At 39.8% G+C, this 23824-nt stretch carries 19 protein-coding genes, 1 other RNA gene and 1 pseudogene; 5 read left to right on the forward strand and 16 right to left on the reverse strand.

The window, feature by feature from the left end:
* Window positions 1-28: 28 nt before the first annotated feature.
* From LQ216_RS04875 to LQ216_RS04900, 6 genes are all read right to left on the reverse strand, one after another.
* Entirely contained in the window at window positions 29-1018 is a 990-nt protein-coding gene (locus LQ216_RS04875) for a fatty acid desaturase (RefSeq protein WP_230127254.1), read from the reverse strand.
* A 140-nt stretch (window positions 1019-1158) separates the two neighbouring features.
* A complete protein-coding gene (locus LQ216_RS04880; protein WP_230127256.1) occupies window positions 1159-2193 on the reverse strand; it encodes a GGDEF domain-containing protein in 1035 nt (344 codons plus the stop codon).
* 168 nt (window positions 2194-2361) lie between these two features.
* Entirely contained in the window at window positions 2362-3078 is a 717-nt protein-coding gene (gene treR / locus LQ216_RS04885) for a trehalose operon repressor (RefSeq protein WP_230127258.1), read from the reverse strand.
* Window positions 3079-3203: 125 nt separating this feature from the next.
* Window positions 3204-4637: a PTS system trehalose-specific EIIBC component gene (treP, locus tag LQ216_RS04890; protein WP_230127260.1), complete on the reverse strand. Its 1434-nt coding sequence runs from the start codon at window positions 4635-4637 to the stop codon at window positions 3204-3206.
* Window positions 4638-5317: 680 nt separating this feature from the next.
* Complete coding sequence (locus tag LQ216_RS04895) at window positions 5318-6160, reverse strand: aldo/keto reductase (protein WP_230127262.1); 843 nt, start codon at window positions 6158-6160, stop codon at window positions 5318-5320.
* Between the two features lie 68 nt (window positions 6161-6228).
* Window positions 6229-7464, reverse strand: coding sequence for an MFS transporter (locus tag LQ216_RS04900; RefSeq protein WP_230127264.1), 1236 nt, complete (start codon window positions 7462-7464; stop codon window positions 6229-6231).
* Window positions 7465-7759: 295 nt separating this feature from the next.
* On the opposite strand from LQ216_RS04900, the gene LQ216_RS04905 reads away from it, so the two are divergent.
* The 3 genes from LQ216_RS04905 (at window position 7760) to LQ216_RS04915 (ending at window position 8944) form a co-directional block, all read left to right on the forward strand.
* Window positions 7760-8086, forward strand: a complete 327-nt coding sequence (locus tag LQ216_RS04905) for a helix-turn-helix domain-containing protein (protein WP_230127266.1) — start codon at window positions 7760-7762, stop codon at window positions 8084-8086.
* Window positions 8087-8617: 531 nt separating this feature from the next.
* The gene (locus LQ216_RS04910) at window positions 8618-8755 is read left to right on the forward strand and encodes a hypothetical protein (protein ID WP_230127268.1); all 138 of its coding nucleotides are present in this window, start codon (window positions 8618-8620) and stop codon (window positions 8753-8755) included.
* A gap of 18 nt (window positions 8756-8773) precedes the next feature.
* Window positions 8774-8944 (forward strand): Fur-regulated basic protein FbpA, encoded by a 171-nt coding sequence (locus LQ216_RS04915; protein WP_230127270.1) that lies wholly within the window; start codon window positions 8774-8776, stop codon window positions 8942-8944.
* A 3-nt stretch (window positions 8945-8947) separates the two neighbouring features.
* Here LQ216_RS04915 and LQ216_RS04920 read toward each other — a convergent pair whose 3' ends face one another.
* Window positions 8948-9910: a nuclease-related domain-containing protein gene (locus tag LQ216_RS04920; protein WP_230127272.1), complete on the reverse strand. Its 963-nt coding sequence runs from the start codon at window positions 9908-9910 to the stop codon at window positions 8948-8950.
* Window positions 9911-10582: 672 nt separating this feature from the next.
* Window positions 10583-10915 (reverse strand): annotated as a pseudogene (locus LQ216_RS04925) (IS1595 family transposase); the annotation flags it as partial.
* A gap of 140 nt (window positions 10916-11055) precedes the next feature.
* Here LQ216_RS04925 and LQ216_RS04930 point away from each other — a divergent pair.
* Window positions 11056-13584, forward strand: a complete 2529-nt coding sequence (locus LQ216_RS04930) for a DEAD/DEAH box helicase family protein (RefSeq protein ID WP_230127273.1) — start codon at window positions 11056-11058, stop codon at window positions 13582-13584.
* Window positions 13585-14033: 449 nt separating this feature from the next.
* Here the strand turns inward: LQ216_RS04930 and ssrA are convergent.
* The 5 genes from ssrA to secG all read right to left on the reverse strand — a co-directional run bounded on the left by ssrA (window position 14034) and on the right by secG (window position 18847).
* Window positions 14034-14372: a transfer-messenger RNA gene (gene ssrA, locus LQ216_RS04935) on the reverse strand.
* 131 nt (window positions 14373-14503) lie between these two features.
* On the reverse strand, window positions 14504-14971 hold the full coding sequence (gene smpB / locus LQ216_RS04940; protein WP_230127275.1) for an SsrA-binding protein SmpB: 468 nt from the start codon (window positions 14969-14971) through the stop codon (window positions 14504-14506).
* A gap of 80 nt (window positions 14972-15051) precedes the next feature.
* Window positions 15052-17406, reverse strand: coding sequence for a ribonuclease R (gene rnr / locus LQ216_RS04945; protein WP_230127277.1), 2355 nt, complete (start codon window positions 17404-17406; stop codon window positions 15052-15054).
* Window positions 17407-17478: 72 nt separating this feature from the next.
* Window positions 17479-18219: a carboxylesterase gene (locus tag LQ216_RS04950; protein WP_230127279.1), complete on the reverse strand. Its 741-nt coding sequence runs from the start codon at window positions 18217-18219 to the stop codon at window positions 17479-17481.
* Between the two features lie 394 nt (window positions 18220-18613).
* The gene (secG, locus tag LQ216_RS04955) at window positions 18614-18847 is read right to left on the reverse strand and encodes a preprotein translocase subunit SecG (protein WP_230127281.1); all 234 of its coding nucleotides are present in this window, start codon (window positions 18845-18847) and stop codon (window positions 18614-18616) included.
* 193 nt (window positions 18848-19040) lie between these two features.
* Between secG and LQ216_RS04960 the strand changes: the two genes are divergently transcribed.
* Window positions 19041-19814, forward strand: a complete 774-nt coding sequence (locus tag LQ216_RS04960) for a M15 family metallopeptidase (protein ID WP_230127283.1) — start codon at window positions 19041-19043, stop codon at window positions 19812-19814.
* 361 nt (window positions 19815-20175) lie between these two features.
* Here LQ216_RS04960 and eno read toward each other — a convergent pair whose 3' ends face one another.
* Genes eno through tpiA form a run of 3 tightly spaced genes read right to left on the reverse strand, consistent with a single transcriptional unit; the run spans window position 20176 to window position 23788 of the window.
* Window positions 20176-21471, reverse strand: coding sequence for a phosphopyruvate hydratase (eno, locus tag LQ216_RS04965; RefSeq protein ID WP_230127285.1), 1296 nt, complete (start codon window positions 21469-21471; stop codon window positions 20176-20178).
* A gap of 27 nt (window positions 21472-21498) precedes the next feature.
* A complete protein-coding gene (gene gpmI, locus LQ216_RS04970; RefSeq protein ID WP_230127287.1) occupies window positions 21499-23034 on the reverse strand; it encodes a 2,3-bisphosphoglycerate-independent phosphoglycerate mutase in 1536 nt (511 codons plus the stop codon).
* Window positions 23027-23788, reverse strand: coding sequence for a triose-phosphate isomerase (tpiA, locus tag LQ216_RS04975; RefSeq protein WP_230127290.1), 762 nt, complete (start codon window positions 23786-23788; stop codon window positions 23027-23029). The genes gpmI and tpiA overlap by 8 nt, the downstream gene beginning before the upstream one ends.
* Window positions 23789-23824: the final 36 nt, after the last annotated feature.

Genomic DNA, 23824 nt, shown 5'->3' on the forward strand with positions numbered 1-23824 from the left:
GAGATAATCGTGATTCTTTTCATTTAGCTTACGACTTGATTTCTTTAAATCCCACGAATTTCTTCTTTTGCTCATCCCATAGGCGAAATTTAAGGGAACTCAAGCTGGTTGCCAGGCTGATAGTCGGTACATTCTGCAAAGGCTGAGTGTTATTGTGTGCCGCTTCAAGCTTGTAGTTAGGGACTCTGGGACTTAAATGGTGTACGTGATGATAACCGATATTTCCCGTGAGCCACTGTAGTAATTTCGGTAGCTTGTAGTAAGAACTTCCTTCAACCGCTGCTTTAACATACTCCCAGTCTTTATTCTCTTCAAAATAGGCATCCTCAAATGTATGTTGCACGTAAAAAAGCCAGATCCCTGCAGCGCCTGAAATCCAAAATATCGGCACTTGTACTAAAAGGAATGATTCCCACCCGAGGGTCAGTCCTAACAAAACGACCAATGTAACGATAGCGACGTTTGTTAGATAGGTATTAAGCCGCTCCTTCAATCTTGCACCCTTTCTGTTAAATCTATTTGTAATCAGGAATACGTAGATTGGACCTATGCCAAACATAACAATCGGGTTCCGGTATAACCGATAAGCCAGTCGTGTCCAAGTGGACGCTTCCTTATATTCATCCACCGTTAGCACCCATATATCACCGGTACCCCGCTTATCCAAGTTACTGCTTGTTGCATGGTGCACTGAGTGTTCGTGCTGCCATTGGCTATAAGGGAAAACAGTTAGAATACCTGTGATCGTTCCAAGGATTCTGTTGGCCTTCCGGTTTTTAAAGAAAGAGTAATGGCAGCAATCATGAAAAATAATGAAAATCCGCACCAAAAACCCCGCTGCAATTACGGCTAGTCCCAGCGTTAAGAAATAAGAAATGGACAGACTCTGATAAGCAAGAAACCATAACATAAAAAACGGAACCATCGTGTTAATGAGTTGCCTTACACTGTTCCTTGTTTCTGATTTTTCATAAGGGGCTACATACTTCCTTAAGCTTTTCGCATTTTTTTCGCTCATGTTTATCTATTTCCCTTCCAGATTTATTGTTATGCTTAATTATAAAGACATAAAAAAGACTTTTGAAGACATATGTGTCATGTAAGATACATGATAAATGTCATGTCTTAGAGGGGAACGAGGCAAATGAATCATAATCGTTACAAAGCAGATACTTGGTTCCGACCGTTTTCTTTCGATAAGTAGAGGGCAGAATCGGCGCGAACAAGCAAAGAACGTTTATCATCACCTTGTTCATATGTCGCCACTCCAAAACTGGCCGTAACCGTTTGTATATCCAAAAAAAGATGAGCTTCAATAATCGACCGCATTCTCTCAGCCTCTTCTTCAACCTTGGTCTCGCCCGTTACAATCATAATAAATTCCTCTCCACCCCATCTTCCTAGGAAATGATGCTCCTTTTTGTTCGCTCTTAATAGTGATGAAATTTCTTTCAATACCGAATCGCCAATATCATGCCCGTACTTATCATTAATCGATTTAAAATGATCTATATCAAGCAACACAATCGAAAAACCCTTCCCATTAGGTTTATTAAATTGCTTATTCAATATTTGATCGATTTTACGTCTATTTGGCAGGCCGGTTAAATAATCTGTACTAGCGATACTTTCCAGTTCCTGATTTTTTAGAAATACCTTAAAAAGTTCTTGGAAATAAAACATCGCAAAAATAAACACGTATTGGGAAATGAAAAAGTTGAAGAGAATTCTGGTTGTATCGTCAGAATAATCAAATTTCCAATATGCGAAAAAGATCATCAATAAATTTACCGTTTGGATGCTTAATGCATAAATTAAAGCTTTTTTCTTAGGGATCGATATAAAAATGGCAATGAATAAAAAGGGAGCCCAAAACAAAAACGTACCTGAATCTAACACATCTTCACGAGGAATTTCAACGAATAAAATATGGCGCAGATATATAAAAAGAATGATTGGTACTAGACCAAGCGTAATAAGTTCAACCGTCCTAAGCGAACTCTTCTTTATCATTAATAACACAGACCCAATTATAAACCAAGATAACATAAGGTAGTCTTTTAACTTGTCTTCAAAGTGTAAAGGTGAATCATTATGTTTGTAGTGAAACTGATTGATTAATAGAGATAAGCTAAACAAAGGAAATACCACTAAATATATTCTTCTTTTCAGCTGTTGGAATTCTCTTAACATAAAGCAGACTCCTCTTATTCCCAAAATGATTTTAGGTCTTTAGTAGTATGTTTATACCATTATACAACAACTAGTTTATGTAAAGTGATTTTTATTAATAAACAAAAACTCGCCATATTGACGAGTTCAATCCGAGAGTATTCATGATTCACTCATTTTTAACGAGTCTCACATACGTGTTCTGCGCGCAAAATCAACAAAGCGAAATTTATCAGGTCGATGCCTGGATTCCGTATATTGAAAAAGGCTCGCATTATCTAAGTAAACATAATTTTTGATAACGACAACATTATGAAATCCTTCCAGATCTAAAAGGGCCCGGTCCTCGGCAGAAGGTTCTTCAACGACAATCTCTTTTTTTGCGAAGCTAATATTTAAGTTTAAGTCATTCTCCAGATAATCATAAATAGAGTTTTCGCAAATATCTTTTGTCAATGTCGACACGTACTTCTTATTCAGGTAATCTTTGTCTAAAATGATTTTTTTGCCGCCTATCTCCCTCGTTCTGATTACCTTCCACACCTGATCTTTGTTTGACAGTTGAAGCTGCTGCTTGATAAATTCGTCGGGCTTTATTAAAGTCAGTTCATTGACAATCGTTTGCGGTTTGTTGCCCATTTTCTCAGCCAGTTCTTTAAAACTCACGAGACCGGAAACAGGGAAATCAAACTTACTGATGTCTATCACAATGGACCCTTTTCCTCTTACCTTTTGAATATATCCGTTTTGCGAAAGCAGGTTTAACGCTTTTCTGATCGTCTCCCTTGATGTGCTGTAGCTTTCTTTTAATTCATGTTCAGACGGGAGAAGAGTGGCAGGCGGAATCTCTCCGCTCTCTATTTTTGCTACAAGGTCACTATAGATTGTTAGAAACTTGTTTGTCATAAAAAAGAATCCCCAATCATTGATTATATATTTATATCTGGAATGCTACTTACATTATAGTATAAAAAATAAATTGTTTATAAAGAAAAGGAGGGAAACAAGTCCCCTCCTTTTAAACTCATTTCTTATTTTCTCTTAAAAGAGATTTTCCCCATGTTTGTTTTAGCAAACACGATTGTCAATACGAACGGAACAACAATCGCTACAACCATAGCTACAGCAAACATTGCGATATGCTGGGACTGGATGGATAGAATTCCTGGCAGTCCGCCAACCCCAATTGAGTTAGCCATAACATTGCTTCCTACTGATACGACAGCTGCAACGAGGGAACCTATCATGGCAGCCAAGAACGGGTAGCCATATTTCAAGTTAATACCGAACATAGCCGGTTCTGTTACCCCTAGGTAACAAGAAATAGCAGCTGGAATGGAAACCTGCTTTTCTTCTTCGTTCTTTCTATTGATATAGATCATTGCGAGAACCGCAGACCCCTGAGCAATATTGGACAATGCAATCATTGGCCACAGATTTGTCCCGCCAAGCTCACTCATCAGCTGAAGATCAATTGCGTTGGTCATATGGTGTAAACCCGTTATAACAAGCGGTGCATATGCAAATCCAAAGATAGCTGCAAATAACCAGCCAAAAGCAGATGTTAATCCGGAATAAACAATATCAGAGATGAACTTTCCGATTTCCCAGCCGATAGGGCCAAGGATTGTGTGCGCAATTAATACTGTTGGAATTAGTGCAAAAAACGGTACAACAATCATTGAGATTGAATTTGGCACAATGTCACGAAGCTTTCGTTCTAATACAGCCAAAAGAAGTCCTGCAAAGATTGCTGGAATAACCTGCGCCTGGTAGCCGATCATATCAATCTGGGCAAAACCGAAATCCCAGAAAGGTATATCTGCAGCTTTAGCGCCAGCAACACCATAAGCATTAAGCAACTGCGGTGATACAAGTGTGATACCGAGAACGATCCCAAGAATTTGAGATGTTCCCATTTTCTTTGTAATCGCCCATGTGATTCCGACTGGGAGGAAGTGGAATATCGCTTCACCAATCAGCCATAAGAAAGAATGGACTCCGGCCCAGAACTGGGAAATTTCGATCAGTGCCTTTGTATCATTTTCAAACATTTTAATGTCACCGATTACATTTCTGAATCCAAGAATCAGACCACCGACGACAAGCGCTGGAATTAATGGCGTAAAGATATCCGCAAGATGGCCAATCATTCTTTGCAGCCAGTTCATATTTTGCTTTGCGGCAACTTTTGCTTCTTCCTTAGAAGTGCCATCAATGTTCGCTAGTTTGACAAAATCGTTATAAAAAGATGAAACTTCATTCCCGATAATAACCTGGAATTGGCCTGCTTGTGTGAAAGTACCTTTAACCAGTGGAATGGATTCTATCTTTTCTACGTTAGCTTGATCTGGATCATTTAACACAAAGCGCATTCTGGTTGCACAATGGGTAACGGCGGCAATGTTTTCTTTGCCTCCAATGTGCTCCAGCAAGTCTTTAGAAGGATCTGTATACTTACTCATTTCTTAACCCCCTGATAAATTGGGATACCCAATTTTCTATTATCTTAATAATCAAACCCTTATTTACACAGAAACTGTTTACGCTTTCAAAAATCGATTTCCTGTATATACAAGTTTCTGTTTACGCTTTCATTTTAGCCTGTATATACATGCTTGTCAACCGAAAAAAAACTAACTTTATTAAAAATATAATATGGAATCAATGCCTGTGGATGATTCCTTGTTTAAATCAAGGTATTTCAGAGTGAAACGAAGAGCCAACGATTCGTAATTCACGGATTATCCGCTGCAAATAATAGGCATGGCCTTTTATTTTGATAGGATTTCCTTTAGGTACTCCGTGGAAAAGGATCAGCTGAATGACAAGCACTTCCCCCCATCCCTTATAAAAACCTTGCTATTGTATTTGGCAATTAAAAAATGCTGTTTATGGCAGTATGTTTTTTGAATGTGAAAAACCTGAAAATATGCAAGGAATGAATAAAAGCTTGCATATTTTCAGGTTTTTAGTAATTTAGGATATTCAACAAAAGCACCCAGTTAATTTAATAAAAAACCGTATTAGTTTAATAAGAAACTGATTAATAATTGTTCAGGAAAATAATAGGGTACAACTGAATTTAGTACGTACCCTACTCTATCTCAATTATCATTAAGAGAAGTTGCCACAAATGGAATTATTAAAAATCAAAGTTATCTGGATTTGGCCCTATACGGTGATTTTCGTTTATTCCATCGATTTTTTTCATATCTTCATCGGATAAGCTAAAATCAAATACTGTTGCATTTTCAACTATACGATGCTCTTTTGTGGATTTCGGAATCGTAATTACTCCGTTTTGTAAGTCCCAACGTAAAATGACCTGAGCAACAGATTTGGTATACTTTCTTGCAATCTCTTTTAGGATTTCATTATCTAACAACTCACCTTGCATCAATGGAGACCAAGCTTCCAGTTGAATTCCTTGTTCCCGACAAAACGACTGAAGCTCTTTTTGAGTTAAACGCGGGTGGTATTCAACTTGATTTATCACTGGTTTAATTTCTGCGTCTTTCATCAGATCTTCAAGATGGTGAATTTGAAAATTACTTACTCCAATTGCTTTGACGCGCCCTTCTTTATAAATCGTTTCCAATGATTCCCAGGCTTCTTTATACTTACTTTCTACAGGCCAGTGAATCAGGTATAAATCTAAGTAATCTAAACCAAGTTTTGTTAAACTCGCATTATAGGCTGCTATTGTGGATTCGTATCCTAAATCAGCATTCCAGACTTTCGTTGTCACAAATAAATCTTCTCTAGAAATACCAGCTTCTTTGATTCCTTCATGGATCCCTTTTCCAACGCCTTCTTCATTTCCATATATGGCTGCTGTATCAATACTGCGATAACCGTGTTTAATAGCTGTTTTAACAGCATTAACTAACTCTGGCCCTTCTTCTACTTTAAATACCCCTAGACCAAACCAAGGCATTTCCACTCCGTTGTTCAAAGTTGTCGTATCTTGTAAATTTTTAGCCATTATAAATGTCCCCCTTAATAATCAGTAAAACATCATTGCATTATTTATTTTGATATTTATAAATTACTCTACTGTAGAGACACCTCCTTCTTTGATGATGGTTGTCTCTCCTCCTTTTTTTCCAAAGCAGAGCTCCAAAACGTGAGAAGGACAGCTCCAAACACCATTACACCACCAATCCATGGAGTATGGATTAACCCGATAGAATCTCCGATAAGCCCTCCAACAAAAGCACCTATTGCTATTCCGACGTTAAATGCGGCGATATTTAATGCTGATGCGACATCTACTGCTGAAGGTACATATCTTTCAGCTAATTGAACGACATAAATCTGTAATCCTGGAACGTTCATAAATGCTAGTAAACCTAAAAAGAATATAGTAATAATTCCCGCCAATTTGAATGGTGCTGTAAACGTTAAGATAACGAGCACGATTGCTTGAATTAGGAACATCCATAATAAAGCCTTTAAGGGATTTTTATTGGCGACTTTCCCACCAATTGTGTTCCCTATAGCTACTGCAACACCATATACAAGCAAGATGACACTAACAGCACTTGGTGCGAATCCTGTAATATTTTCTAAAATAGGTGCAAGGTAAGTAAACGCTACAAAAGTACCGCCATATCCTAAAGCTGTAATAGCAAATGCCAGGAGTAATGGACCGTTAGTTAGGATTTTAAAGTTATCGCTTAATTTTGCCGGCGGTGCTTGTTTAAGATTTTTAGGAACCAGAATGGCACTGGCAATAATAGCAATTACACCTAGAATTGCGACAGCCCAGAACGTTGATCTCCATCCAAATGCTTGGCCAACAAATGTACCTAGTGGAACACCTGTTACTGTTGCAACTGTTAAACCTGTGAACATAAATGCTATGGCACTTGCCCGTTTGTGTTCAGGCACTAAATCTGCTGCAATCGTTGATCCGATTGAGAAGAATACCCCGTGAGAAAATGCAGTAATAAACCGTGCCACTAATAATAATCCGAAACTTGTTGATAAAGCAGCAACTGAGTTACCGGCAATAAAGATAACCATCAATATCATTAATAACGTTTTTCTATTCATTTTGTTTGTTAAAGCCGTAAGGATTGGTGCTCCAATAGCGACACCCATTGCATAACCGGATATTAATAAACCAGCTAAAGTAATTGAAATATTTAAATCATCAGCTAATGAGGAAAGCAATCCAACAGGTACGAATTCAGTCGTACCAATTCCAAATGCACTGATTGCTAATGCCATTAATGCGGCAGTGCCGCCTTTTTTTTCTTGCGTATTTATAGCAGTTGAACTCATAAAAGAATCCTCCTTGTATATTTTTAAGATGTGTATGATTCATAAACAGAGTGACTAGGCGCCTTTCAAATTTTTATCACACTGCCTTATGAACGTTATTATGAATCATCACAAACAGAAATAATAGTACGTACTTAAAAGTAATGTAGGAACTTTTAAGTACCTATGGTCTTTTTTCACCTTTTGTTTTCTGCTTGTGTATGTTATTATGATTGCACCACTCCAAATTGGAAAGTACGCACTTTAAAGTAATGTAGGTACCTTTTAGTGCCTAAAGAATAGAGGAGGAACAAAAATGGCTTATAATATTCCCGTAGAGGCCACACTGGATGTTATCGGAGGAAAGTGGAAAGTCGTCATCATGTGTCACTTGATCAAAGGAGAAAAACGAACAAGTGAGTTGAAAAAGCTTATGCCTGGCATCACACAAAAAATGCTGACCCAGCAACTCAGGGAACTGGAAGCAGATGGCGTGGTAAACCGACGGGTTTTTGACCAGGTTCCACCGAAGGTTATTTACTCTCTAACCGAATATGGCTGGTCTCTTCGTCCCATTCTGGATGCGATGTGCAATTGGGGAGAAGGGCACATTGAATTGACGGGTCAGGAAGTTGCACAATAAATATCAATAAAAAAAAGGGATTCAGATGCTAAAAAGCAATGAATCCCTTTTTGTATCTAACCTTGTTAATACAATAAGCACAGCTTAGCAATTATGTATAAATATAAGCATCTATACACTTCCGTTTTAAGTAATGATTCAAGGTGATTAATAAACATACTGCCAAAACATACATCATTTAAAAGCCAGAAACAGCTATTCATAAGATTCCCTGACATACCTCTAATCTTTGTAAAAAAACCATGTTAATTTATCTGACATGTTTGCTGAATCCTTTTAAAAAATTATTTATGATGGGAAAAATAGTGAAGGAGGTAAAAAATTTAGAGTGCCTTTATTGATTGAGCTGTCCATCATCGCCGCATTTCTCCTGCTCGGTAACAGCATTTTTTATCTGATTCAGCTTCCAGTATCGGGCAGTATAGTTGGGGAGCATTAGGATGCATTGCCATGACCGCCCCTGCAATCCTCCTCTCCTGTATACTTCCTTTCCTCCTGCTCATCATTTAAAAAAGAAAGAAGGCCTGAAAGATGGAACAGCGAAAAGAAATCCTGTTAGCCCAAAAAATAATCCAATTGGATATATTGAGAGATCAGCTGTATGAAGAGTTAATCAAAACCCTGGGATCCCGAGGACATGAGTTACTAAGAATTATGCAAAATAAATAAAAAAAGGAGTGTATCAACATGTCCATTCAACTTCGGAACGCGATTGATAAATTAAGACAATGTTATATTGATAAGCTGCTGCATGCCGGTGTTTTTAAAGAAGGGGATGCCCAGCTTTATCAGCTTACTGTTAGTGAATTGGAGAGTTTGTGCAGGAAGGTGAATAGGCTGAATGAGGAAATGAAATGAGAATTAAAATTGTAAATAGTACACTCTTCCCTTATTCGTACCTGCACAAGATAAGTTCATCGTTCGAAGCAGTCTTGTTGCAAGTGAAGGAGATGAAATCAGTAAGAAGTCTCTTGCCTCATTGTTTGTAATTGTAGAACCTAGGAGGAGGGAAAAGTCCTTTAACGCGAAAACGTGAGCGTCTTTAGATGGAAAGCTACACTTGGGACAGAACCAGTTGGCATACCTCCTTTCTAGTGGAAGATAATCACACTCAGGGCAAAGGACTCCTCTTAGTATTTCTTCCTTCCTAATCTGAAATTGATCTAAAATAGGAAAATCTCCTGGGGTATGCTGTTTCTTAAAAATGTTGATTAACTTCTTTATTTCCTTTTCAGTAAGGAGTTGTTCTTTATAAAGTTCTTTTAATTGATGAATTTTTTTGGGGAGAAAATCATGACGAATAACCTTTTCAAAAATAGTGGAATTTTCCGGTGAGGTCTGTATTTGAGTATATGGATTACTGATGACAACCAAGGAGAGAACCGGAATGTCTTTTAGACGGTTTTTAGCCAACCATCTTTTCAATTGAAACTCCTGGCGGTCTGTCTGAAGTAATGGATCGGGGAAGGTTGACTCTTGACCATCTTGAGTACGGATAAGTTGATGGAAATTAGGATCAAAATAGATGGTACCCGCAATATTTTTAACTTCTAGAATCAGAAGAAAGTTTTGCGTTATAACTAATGTGTCAATTTGGAAAAAGTAGGATTGGTCTTGTAGACGAAGATCGTGGAAAATATAGAGGTCTTTATCTGAAAGAAGGCCCAATGGAAAATCAAGTGCATTCTCGCCCTTATACCCTGATAATTTTTTCATAAGACTTTCTCTAATGATAGGGACTTTCTGATGATTCGAAGGGATTCTGCGGAGTAATGCTTGAGATTTTAGAACAGATAGGGGCAATTCTCGTTTTTTTACTATCATTTCAACACTCCTTGTCTGGTATTGTCATCTAACTTTCGACAAAGGGTGAAAGAATCCTGCTCTCATCTCTCGAAATTTTGGAGATTTCTGAGTGTTTTACATTTATTATCAACTTTCGCAATTTATTATCGACTTTTGAGTTTTATTATCAACTTTTGAAATATATTATCGACTTTAACAAATTTATTATCAACTTTTTCAATATATCGATTTCTAGACAAAAGTCTCCAAAATTCGACATAAACAATAATGGACTTTCCAGCGTAGGCAAGTCCTTATAAAAGTTGAATGCATCCCTAATTTGATATCATGGCACTCGATATGCTATCGCTTTTAGTAACCAGGCGATCGCATGAACGGTATTTTAAATCGAGGAGGACCAATGTTCACTCCTCGGTTTGCGGTATTCTTATATATACTCCTATCATGCTTGATTTTGACCAAACTGTAAATTACTTTCTAATTTTTTTAGCGAGTGTATTTCTTACGATTGGCGCTACTTTATTTGCTAACAAATCTATCGCTTTTTCTACATTTGCTAATGATTGTCCACCCATATCAAATTGTCCCATATAACGGCTATGGCAAAATAACTCATGTTGATATAAGATTTTTTCAGCTAATTCCTCTGCACTGCCAACTGCTAATATTTGATTGGATGCTCTTTGCAGGTGTTAACTTTGCACCAATCATTTCTTCAACTTTGGTTTTAACAATACGCCCCATACAAGCCACTTTGGAAACAGTTGCTTTTGTTCGATCCCTGGCAACAAGAACGCAAACCTGCTCTTGGCTGATTCCTCTGTTTTTGGAGCTGCCGCCACGTTTACGAGGTTTTCTACCTGAAATGCCACGTTGACCTTTTTGGGAGTATAAGAAGTAGGTCTCATCAACCTCAACAATACCTTCAAATTGTTCGAAATCAATTTGTTTAAGTGCGTTCAACAATTTGTGTCTCCAATAAAAAAGCGTAACCCAAGTAACCGCTATGATTTCAGCCGATTTTCAATAAAAGGATTTTTTATACAAGATTCTATTAAGTATTTTAGTTATAAATTGTAATTCTAAAACCATACTCCAAAATTACCTATATTACCTATTCTACCCATAATAAAGTGGTATACTTTTACAAAAGGGGGATTAGTATGGTTGATTTTAAAAAACGGCTTACTAGGAAAACAATTGAAAAAAAGATTCATCCAAGTGATATTTATTCAAATCTAGATAGGGCCAGCGACAAAGGACCTTTAAGACCCGTACAAGAGAAAATCTTAGACAAATGGTATGACAATTTCCAAAATAAAAAAGATGTTATTTTAAAACTGCATACTGGACAGGGAAAAACATTAACGGGATTACTTATGCTACAGTCAAAGCTAAACCAAGATAAAGGTCCAGCATTATATCTTTGCCATAATAAACAACTAGTTGAACAAACTTGCCAGCAAGCAGAAAGCTTTGGAATTAATTATACGACTATAGACGGTGACATACCAGATGATTTCATTGACGGGAAAAGTATATTAATAACTCATGTTCAAAAATTGTTTAATGGTGAAACTAAATTTGGGTTAGGCTCTAAATCTCTGCCAGTTTCTACAATATTGTTAGATGATGCACATGCTTGTATAGATGTAATAAAAAAGGCATTTAAAATTGAATTAAAACAAGAATCGAATGCATATCAGGAAATATTCGCTCTGTTTACTTCAGAATTACAAAATCAAGGAGCAGGAACCTTTGCTGATATTACTCGTAAAAAATACGATGCACTAGCGGCTATACCTTATTGGGTATGGCAAGATATGCATACAGAAGTTTCTGATATATTATCAAAATACAGTGATCAGTCCCATATCAAGTTTGCATGGCCAATAATTAAAGATATGATTAAAGATTGTCAATGTTTTATTTCCGGGAAAAGTATGGAGATTATTCCCTATGCGAATCCTCTTTACATGATTGGAAGCTATCATAAAGCTGAACACAGAATCTTTATGTCCGCAACAATCACAGATGATGCTTTCTTTATTAGAGGACTGGGTATATCATCAGATACTATCCGTAATCCTTTATACTTAGAAGACGAAGGCTGGTCAGGCGAAAAAATGATATTAATTCCTTCCTTAATTGATCCTTCATTAGACAGGACTGAGGTAGTTAATTTTTTTGCAAAACCTCCGTCTAATCCTGCTAAGCGGAAATTTGGTACCGTAGCCCTTGTACCTAGTTTCAATACAACTAAGGATTGGGAGAAGTATGATGCTACCATAGCAAAAAAAGAAACAGTAGTTAACGAAATAGAAAAACTTAAAGATAAAAAATTTGCTAAAACGTTAGTCATAGTAAATAGGTATGATGGAATTGATTTACCTGATAATACATGCAGAATATTAGTTTTTGATTCAAGACCCTATTTCGAATCATTATACGATAGATATTTAGAAGCGTGCAGGGCGAACAGTGATTATATTTCCATAAAACTTGCACAAACAATTGAACAAGGTCTCGGTAGGGCGGTAAGAGGAGAAAAGGATTATTGTGTGATTGTTATTACTGGAACAGAATTAGTTCGAGCAATTCGCAGCAAAAAATCTAGAGATAATTTTTCATTACAGACAAGAACACAAATAGAAATTGGTCTTGAAATTGCCGAGTTTGCAAAAGAAGAGATTAAGGACGGAGTTAAACCTCTACAAGCCCTAATAAAGTTATTAGGTCAGTCACTGAAAAGAGACGAGGGTTGGAAGGAATTTTATACTGAAAACATGGATGGTATTAAACCAGACAATGAGTCATCTAAAATGTTGGAAATACTTGAATTAGAAAAAAAAGCGGAAGAAAAATATGGTGAAGGTAATTATCAAGGTGCAGTTCAAATAGTACAGACGATAATTGATAAACACGTTACATCCGAAGAGGATAAGGGATGGTACCTACAAGAAATGGCCAGGCTAATCTATCCATTTTCGAAAATTGATTCAAACAAATATCAAGTTATTGCTCACAGAAGAAATAAATTACTTTTCAAGCCAAAAGAAGGAATGGAAATAACAAAGATTTCACCTGTTAGTTTAAAAAGGATTGAAAACATAAGAAAGTGGATTCACTCTTTTGATAACTATGATGATCTATATCTAGAATTGGACGATATTTTAAATAGGTTTAAATTCGGAGTTAATTCTGACAAATTTGAGCAGGCAGTTGATGAACTTGCAAAAGTGTTAGGGTTTCCTAGCCAACGCCCGGATAAGGAATGGAAAGAAGGCCCTGATAATCTTTGGAAAATAGGAGACAATAACTTTCTTCTAATCGAATGTAAAAATAATGTTAACATAGAAAGAAATGAAATAAATAAAGATGAAACCGGGCAAATGAACAACGCTTGTGCCTGGTTTGAAAGGGTTTATAATGAAATCCCTGTGAAAAACATCATTATTATTTCAACTAAGAATGTTTCAAGGGCTGCGGGATTCAACAAACCTGTAGAAGTGATGAGGGAAAATAAATTGAGATTATTATCTGATAACATTAGAAAATTTTATCGAGAATTTAAGGGACTAGACCTGAATGATTTATCGGAAGTTAGAATTCAAGAATTAATAAGTTTATATAAGTTAACAAGTAATGATTTCCTTAATGACACATATTCTGAACAACCAAGACAACATTAATCATTTATTTTAAAAAAAGGGCTGCTGGCAGCCCTTTTTTTAAAATAAAAATTAACCATAAATGGTCCACACTAAAAATAAAGCATAAACTGTCCTATTAGACAATTTATGCTTTAACTTACACCAGCAAATGCTGGTCTGTAGTCCACTATGTAAGTGGAGACGGTGGGACGTGCGTTTCCATGCTTTCGACATGGCACTGACTATATCTTGAACCTGTTTTTCACAGGCCCTCCGGCGTATTATGCGAAATGTGATTTTGCATAAATGAATCATGCAGGATTCCGCATCCTAGTACTACCGTTATCACGGCAGCCTATAAGTCGATACACGGCTGTTGGATTGCTCCACATACCGCTCGGCATTGCCTTATCGCACTTAAGCGACTTAGGTTTCACCGATAAAGCCGGATTTTCACTTGTATGTTGCCATACAAGGCGACTAATTACTAATCGAACCCACGTCCAGACATAACGGCACTTAAGCTTCTACGAGTGTAGTCGATATATTCGCATTTCGCGAACTCGTTAGCCTATCGACAGGCGGCAGAGCAGCTAGTCTGGTTGTTCTCTTCCTTCATCCTCAGACGGTGGAATCCGGCGTAGCCCACTTAGAGTGAGTCCCTTACCCTACCACATGGGCAATGGAGGGAGGAACCGCAATCAACTGTTATTAAGCAGCGAAAGCGAGGTTGTTGTTTTGTTTGCCAGTTATAGGCGTTGACGTTTTAACGAGGCCGATCCCCTCGACTCGCAACTTAAGCTCGAACTATCCCTGTCGAATCCGTAACGTCCCCATGATAAAAATGGAGCGTACGAGAACGAATAGTCAGCTATATTGCTGATATTCAGTTGTCATCGGTACATTACTTATTATAGCATAATCACAGCAAAATTCAATTGTAAGGTCCTGTAAAACCCTACATCTTCTGGTTATCGCGGAAGGCACGCTCGATATCGCGTTTCGCTTCCTTCTGCTTTAAATCCTCGCGCTTATCGTATTGTTTTTTTCCTTTGCCGAGCCCGATTAACACCTTGGCGAAGCCATTTTTCAAATAAACCTTCAAAGGAACGATCGTGTATCCCTCCTCTTTTGTCTCACCAATCAGTTTACTAATCTGCTTGCGGTGCAGCAAAAGCTTACGGGTACGAAGCGGTTCATGGTTATAGCGGTTCCCCTGCTCATAATGGCTGATATGCATGTTATGAAGGTACACTTCACCGCTCTCTATCTTGGCAAAGGAATCCCTCATTTGGACTTTGCCGGCACGGATGGACTTGATCTCAGTACCCTGTAGCACGATCCCGGATTCAAAGGTTTCTTCAATAAAATAATCGTGATTCGCTTTTTTGTTTTGTGCGACTTGTTTGCCTTCTCCTTTTGGCATCCTCATTCTCCCCTCACCGCAGAATTGTATTAAATAGATTACTGAAAGAGAGCCTGCAAAAGAGGCCCTCATCATCAGAACTATCTTTTTCTCGGTTTCTTTTTATTACGCTTGGCAGAAGGTGCGTTTTCATAAAACTTCTTCTTTTTTCTCGGTTTTTTATCTGAAGAAGTTCCGCCTTCTCCCGAACCGCTCTTGCCTCTGCCACCACCGCCATCACCTTTGCGGCGGGTTCTATTACTCGGTGATGCTTTAAAGATTCGTTTTTCGCCCATTTCACGGCTGCGCACATTTTTCATCCCGATGATTTCGAAATCCACGGCCCGCTCGTCTTTATTAACGTTTGATACACGGATAGAGATTTCATCCCCGATCCTGAAAACCTTTGCGGTGCGTTCCCCAATCATCGCCAGCTGGCGCTCGTCGAAGCGATAATAATCATCGGACATCGCACTGACATGAACAAGACCCTCAATCGTATTCGGTAGTTCGACAAACATCCCGAAGTTCGTGACAGAGCTGATCATCCCGTCGTATTCCTCACCGATCTTATCAAGCATGTATTCCGCCTTTTTCAAATCGTTTGTTTCACGCTCAGCATCAACAGCCCGGCGTTCTCGTTTCGATGTGTGATCAGCAATTTCCCGCATGCGCGCATTCCATTTTTCACGTGTGGTATTATCCAGCTTGCCTTCTATTAGGTATGTCCTAATCAAACGGTGGACAATTAAGTCCGGATAGCGGCGGATTGGTGACGTGAAGTGTGTATAATAGTCTGTCGATAACCCAAAGTGCCCGAGACTTTCGGGGTCATATTTCGCCTGCTGCATCGAACGGAGCATGACAGTGGAAATAACCATTTCCTCTGGCTTGCCCGCTACCGCCTCAACAATCTCCTGAAGCGCCCGCGGATGGACGGAATTAGCCTTACCCCTTACAATATAGCCAAAGTTCGTAATGAACTCAAAGAAACGCTGAAGTTTTTCTTCTTTTGGATCTTCGTGGATCCGGTACAGGAACGGAACTTCCATCCAATGAAAATGTTCGGCAACCGTTTCGTTGGCAGCAAGCATGAACTCTTCAATCAGACGTTCGGCAACAGATCGTTCCCTTAAAACGACTTCAGTTGGATGGCCATCCTCATCGACTAAAAGCTTGGCTTCTTTAAAGTCAAAGTCAATAGCTCCTCGGTTCATCCGTTTATTTCGAAGGATCTCCGCAAGCTTCTCCATTTCTTCAAACATTGGAATCAATGGTTCATAACGCTGTTGAAGCTCTTCATTCTTATCAACGAGAATTTTATTCACGTCGCTATAAGTCATCCGTTCCGTCGTCTTGATAACACTCTGGAAAATATCATGTTTCACGACTTCACCTTGTGCGTTAATTTCCATTTCACAAGAAAGGGTAAAACGGTTTACTTTTGGGTTCAATGAGCAAATTCCATTCGAAAGACGGTGCGGGATCATCGGGATAACTCGGTCAATGAGATAAACACTTGTACCACGCTCAAAAGCTTCCTGGTCGATGGCCGAGTTTTCTGTTACATAATGGCTAACATCCGCTATATGGACACCAAGCTTGTAATTGCCATTTTCAAGTCTTGTTACGGTTACGGCATCATCCAAATCTTTCGCATCCGCTCCGTCAATTGTAACGATTGTTTGATCGCGCAGGTCTCTCCGGTCCGTAATTTGGCTTTCATCGATGGTCTCAGGTGTATCATTTGCCTGCTGCAATACATCATCAGGAAACTCCATCGGCAGGCCATGCTTATGAATAACAGAAAGAATATCAACTCCCGGATCATTTTTATGTCCGAGAATTTCAATGACCTCTCCCTCAGCGCTCACCCGTCCTTCCGGGTATGATGTAAGCCGGACAACCACTTTATGTCCTTCCACCGCTCCTTGTGACACTTCTTTCGGAATAAAGATATCATTGGCGATTTTCTTATCATCCGCTATGACAAAACCGAAGTTCTTGCTTTCCACATATGTACCGACTACCTCAGTCACTCCGTGTTCCACAATCTTTTCTACTGTTCCTTCTCTTCTTGAACCTGAACTTTCTGAAGATACTCTTACTAACACGATATCGCCGTGCATCGCATTCTTTGTTTCGGTCGGCGGGATAAAGATATCATCCGCACCTGGTTCATCCTCAGGTGTTACGAAGGCGAATCCTTTTGCATGACCCGTCAGCTTACCGCGAATCAGATTCATTTTCTGCGGCAGGCCGTAGCGATTGCTTCTTGTCCTGACAACGAGACCTTTTTCTTCCATTTTTACAAGCGCTTTAACGAATTCCTTGAAATCGATAGAATCTTCTATTCCTAGCGCTTCTTCAAGCTCCTGGACTGTTAATGGCTTGTAAGCTTCCTCCTTCATATAAGAAAGGAGCCTATCCATATGGTTTTGGATATTTTCTTCCATGTTAATAACCCTCCTTAACGGGTAATTTTAAATGCGTATAGATAATGAAGGAGAAAGCTTGCTTTAGAAAAATTACTCAGCCCAATCCAGACTTTCTAGAAACTGATAAACATCTTCATTAAGTTGCTCTCGTTCTTTATCTATAGTAATGACATGTCCGGATTCTTCATACCATTTTAAATCCTTTATGTCTGATTCCACTCCATTATAAATGATGTTGGCGCTGTCTGTATTGATCATCCGATCGAGCCTGGCCTGCGCAATGAATACCGGGGCATAAATATGATCCACATGTTCGCGAACATCGGAAATAAGCTCCTGAAGTCCCTTTAACGTATCCATCGGCTCGAAGAGTTCCATTTCTTTTTCGATTTGATCAGGTGTTTTTTCTTCACGTTTTTTAAATTCTCTGGCGTACTTCAAAACTCCTTTATACATCGTCTCTTCGCTTTTGAAATACATCGGCGCACACATTGGTACGATACCCTTTATAGGAACAGTGTAACCTAATTTAAGGGAAAATACGCCTCCTAGCGAAAGTCCGGCAACTGCAATTTCATCATGACCCTTATTCCTTAGAAAATCATAGCCCATCATGGCGTCCTTCCACCAATCACTTGGCCCTGTCTTAACTAGTTCCTCCGGCGGTACCCCATGACCCTTGAAATGCGGCGCATGGCATGTATAGCCCCTCTTCTCCAAATAACGGCCAAGTATCCGTACGTCAGAGGAATTTCCTGTGAATCCGTGCAGAAGCAAAACCGCCCGTTTGCCCCCTTCGAAGGTAAAAGGCTGCGGCAGATTTATTTTCATAGTAAAAACCCCTTTTTCAGCTTCTTGATGAAAATCTAATCAATCCGTTTGATTAATAAACGGCAATACACATATTTTATCCGCGAAGCTCTGTTTAAAACCTTATACATAGGTCACCCTTTTATTAAAGCAAACTCTTGCGATGGATTCCATTTGTTAGCTTATAATTAGGCTCTGTTAAATTCCATTGTTGATTTTCAAATGGTCATGGAATCTACTCGCTTTCCGCGGACGAACTGGCAAGCCTCCTCACTCGTACCTCGCTGCGGGGTCTTGCCAGCCCGTTTTTCCGCAGGAGTCTCGCAGATTCCCTTCCCAAAAACAACATTATCGTTTAACAGAGCCTATAATTAAAAAAAGCCCGGCAGGCAGCCAGGCTGGTGTTCGCATATAATTACAAGCCAACATAAGTTACAAGCAACGTTAAAATAAAGAAAAGAACCGACAAAACAATTGTGGCGCGATGCAGAACCAAATCAAGGCCGCGAGCTTTCTGTTTTCCAAACAGCTGTTCAGCTCCTCCGGCAATAGATCCGGACAAACCAGCGCTTTTTGCGGATTGAAGCAATACACATACGATCAGCGCGATACAAACGATAACTAATAATGTAACTAGAAATGCGTGCATACAGTTAAACCTCCCGATTACCATAAAACATTATTTCCATTTTACCATACCATCAGCACCATTACAACACTTTCCGAACCTTCTTGAAATCATCTCCTTGCTTCATCAAAATGATAATAGGCATCAACGTATACGATTCAAACCGTATGGTGAAAATATACTAATACTAGTAAATAGTCAGGAGTCATAAATTATGAAAAAGTATATCATGACGTTGGCCTCTATTTTTTCGATGCTGTTTTTGACTGAATCCGGGATAGATCATCTTTCATATGCGGAACAGAAAAATATGAAACAGATTAATGAACTGACCATAATGAATGAAGGTAGAAACTCTTTCGCTGTTGAGTATCAAAAAGTGATGGATGGGAACCCCACGGCCCCCCGCCCTAATAATGTTCCTGTTCTTGTTAACAAGGAATATGCCCTGCCCGATCATTATAAGCCGACTGATCTAATTTATCCGGATGTTCCTTTTCTTGCAGATGAAAAAGATGAAAAACGGATGATGCGAAAAGAAGCAGCCTATGCGCTGGAAGAATTGTTTCAGGCCGCAAAAAAAGAGGGAGTAAATTTAGCAGGCGTTTCAGCCTACCGTTCTTATTCAACTCAGAAAGAGATTTTTACAAGCAATGTAGAAAAAGACGGCTTTGAAATTGCCTCAACATATAGTGCATTCCCTGGAACAAGCGAGCACGAAACTGGACTGGCAATTGATATCAGTGACAGTAAAGGTGTTTGTCCAGCCATTGATTGTTTTGGCGATACAAAAGAATCAAATTGGCTCGCGGATCATGCCCACGAACACGGTTTTATCGTCCGCTATCTGGAAGGTAAACAGGATATTACCGGTTACAAATATGAACCCTGGCATCTGAGATATGTAGGGACCAGCATAGCAACTGAAATGACAAATAGGGGAATTACCTTAGAAGAGTACACGAATGCAATGCCTGTGACGAACTGATATCCGGGAGCGTTTATACATCTTAGTTTTCGGTATATCTCAGATTTCGGTCATATATCTCGGATTTCGGTCATATATCTCAGATTTCAGTCATATATCTCAGATTTCGGTCATATATCTCATATTTCGGTCATATATCTCGGATTTCGGTCATATATCTCGGATTTCGGTCATATATCTCGGATTTCGGTCATATATCTCAGATTTCGGTCATATATCTCGGATTTCGGTCATATATCTCGGATTTCGGTCATATATCTCGGATTTCGGTCATATATCTCAGATTTCAGTCATATATCTCGGATTTCGGTCATAAAAAAATCTGCCTCTCGTCAGAGGCAGATTTTTTCGTTTTATAATCTTATTTTTTCAAGTTGTAGAAAGACTTCAATCCAGCATATACAGCCAATTCATCAAGTTCGTCCTCGATGCGGAGCAATTGGTTGTATTTTGCGATGCGGTCTGTACGGGACATGGAGCCGGTCTTGATTTGACCCGCGTTAGTAGCAACAGCAATGTCAGCAATTGTTGCGTCTTCTGTTTCACCAGAACGGTGAGATACTACAGCCGTGTAGCCCGCGCGTTTAGCCATCTCGATTGCCTCAAACGTTTCAGTCAATGTTCCGATTTGGTTAACCTTAATCAGGATCGAGTTGCCGACGCCTTTTTCGATTCCTTCTGCTAGCTTCTTCGTATTGGTTACGAATAAATCATCCCCAACCAATTGAACCTTTTTGCCAAGGCGCTCCGTTAAGAGCTTATGGCCTTCCCAGTCATTCTCGTCAAGTCCGTCTTCAATCGAAAGGATCGGGAATTCATTCACCAATTCTTCATAGAAGCTGACCATTTCTTCAGAGCTGACCCCTGTCCGGCCTTCACCAGCAAGGTCATATTTTCCAGTTTCTTTGTTAAAGAACTCAGAAGAGGCAACGTCCATGCCTAGATAAATATCTTTTCCAGGTTCATAACCCGCTTTTTTGATTGCTTCGATGATTACTTCAAGAGCCTCACGGTTTGAACCAAGGTTCGGAGCAAAGCCACCTTCATCACCTACTGCCGTGTTCAAGCCTTTCGAGGAAAGAACTGATTTTAAGTTATGGAATACTTCCGCACCCATACGGACGGCTTCCTTGAATGTAGGAGCTCCTACAGGAAGGATCATGAATTCCTGGAAGTCCACATTATTGTCAGCATGTGAGCCGCCATTGATGATGTTCATCATTGGAGTTGGTAATTGCTTGGCGTTGAATCCGCCGAGGTAACGGTATAAAGGTAGGCTTACAGATTCAGCAGCCGCGTGAGCACACGCCATGGAAACGCCTAGAATTGCGTTAGCGCCCAATTTCCCTTTGTTTTCTGTTCCGTCTAATTCAATCATCGTCCGGTCGATACCGACTTGATCCGTAACATCCATGCCGATGATCGCTTCTGAGATGATATCATTTACGTTTTCAACTGCTTTTTGAACACCTTTTCCGAGATAACGTGATTTGTCGCCGTCACGTAGCTCCACCGCTTCATATTCACCAGTGGAAGCACCAGATGGCACCATAGCGCGTCCAAAGAAACCGGACTCCGTCATCACTTCTACTTCAACAGTTGGGTTACCGCGGGAATCAAGTACTTCACGTGCGTATACATGTTCGATAAATGGCATAAAAATCTCTCCTTTTTAATTTCTTTTTTATTTATTAATTAAAGATGTCCCTGTCATTTCAACAGGCTTATCCACGTTCAACAAGTCGAGTATTGTTGGAGCTAAATCTCCAAGGATGCCGCCCGTTCTTAATGTTACCCCATTTTTCGTAACAATGATAGGCACTGGATTAGTTGTGTGAGCCGTCATTGGCGACCCCTCCATTGTCATAACCTCATCCGCATTGCCGTGATCCGCAGTGATGATTGCTGTTCCGCCTTTTTCAAGAATCAAATCGACAATTTTGCCAAGGCATTCGTCAACGGTTTCTATCGCCTTAATGGTCGGCTCCAGCATTCCTGAATGGCCAACCATATCCGGATTGGCAAAGTTCAGGAGGATCGCGTCAAATTTGTCGTTCTGAATCTGTTCCATCAGTGCATCCGTCACTTCATAAGCACTCATTTCAGGCTGCAAATCATATGTCGCCACCTTTGGCGAATTAATCAAAATTCGCTCTTCTCCCGGAAATTGCGCTTCCCGGCCACCACTCATAAAGAAGGTGACATGCGGATATTTTTCCGTTTCCGCGATTCTAAGCTGTGTCAGATTGTTTTGTGATAAAACCTCACCAAGCGTATTATCCAAATTGGCTGGTTGGAAAGCAACGTATCCATCTACTGTTTCCGAAAAATGCGTCAAACATACAAAATGAAGTTTTATTGGATGTCCAGGACCCCGATCAAAGGAGCGGAAGTCTTGATTTGTAAAAGTATTCGATATTTGGATGGCCCGGTCCGGGCGGAAATTATAGAAAATAACGGCATCCTTATCCGTGATGGTCGCAACAGGCTTTCCATCTTCAGATGTAATGACCGAAGGAATGACAAATTCATCAAAGATTCCGTTCTTATATGAATCTTCTACGCATTCTAGGGCGGAGGAGTACGCAGGACCATCGCCGTAAACCATGGAACGGTAAGACTTCTCAACACGTTCCCAGCGGTTATCGCGGTCCATCGAATAATAACGTCCGGATATTGTGGCGAACCTGCCTACACCGATTTCCTTCATTTTAGCTTCAGCTTCCTCGATGAATCCCTTTGCGGTTTGCGGACCTACATCACGGCCGTCCAAAAACCCATGAACATAGACATTTTTCACGCCTTCTTTTGCTGCGAGCTTCAAAAGGGCATACATGTGCTGAATATGACTATGCACCCCTCCATTTGACAGCAATCCAAAGAGGTGCAGATTGCTTCCTTTTTCTTTGGCATGCTTCATGGCGTTTAAGAACGTTTCGTTTTCTTCAAACTCGCCATCCCGAATCGCTACATTCACCCGGGTCAAACTTTGATAAACAATTCGGCCGGCACCAATATTTAAGTGCCCAACCTCTGAGTTTCCCATTTGTCCTTCAGGTAAGCCGACCGCTTCACCGCTTGCCGCTAATTGAGCGTTTGGATACGTGTTCCAAAAGCGGTCGAAGTTCGGCTTTTTTGCCTGGCTGACGGCATTCCCTTTGGTTTCGTTACGGCAGCCGAAGCCATCCAGGATAATTAACGCTACCGGGGACTTAGCCATTTTTTCCAGCCTCCAGCAATTGAAGGAAAGACCCGGCTTCAAGACTTGCACCGCCGACCAACGCGCCATCGATATCAGGCTGTGACATATATTCTTGAATATTGGAAGGCTTTACGCTGCCTCCGTATTGAATGCGGACGCTATCTGCTGCTTGCTGTGAAAATTGTGAAGCGACAACAGAACGGATATGCGCGCAAACTTCATTCGCATCCTCAGCTGTTGAAGATTTTCCGGTTCCGATAGCCCAGATCGGTTCGTAAGCAATAACCGTCTGCTTTACTTGTTCTTCAGATAACCCTTCTAACCCTTTTTTAATTTGGTTTCCGACAAGTTTATTGGTTTTTCCGCTCTCACGCTCTTCCAGGGTTTCACCGCAGCATACAATCGGTATTAAATGATGACTAAAAGCTGCTTTGGTTTTCTTATTTACTGTTTCATCGGTTTCATTGAACATTTCACGGCGTTCGGAATGGCCAATAATGACATACTTGACTCCGATATCCGCCAGTGCAACCGGGCTGATTTCGCCAGTAAATGCGCCGCTTTCTTCAAAGTGCATATTTTGGGCGCCGATTTCTACATCACTTCTTTCGGAACCTGTAACAAGTTCATTCAAAAAGAGGGCAGGCGCACAAATAACAGATTCCATTGCTTCCTTTGAAGGGACGAGGCTATCTACTTCTTCTAAAAAACTTCTTGCTTCTGAAAGGTTTTTATTCATTTTCCAGTTACCAGCGATGATTGGTGTACGCATGTGTACCATCCTTTCTTTTTCATCATAATGGGTGTT

It is taken from the genome of Bacillus sp. CECT 9360 (assembly GCF_918741275.1).
Taxonomy (GTDB): Bacteria; Bacillota; Bacilli; order Bacillales; family DSM-1321; genus Peribacillus.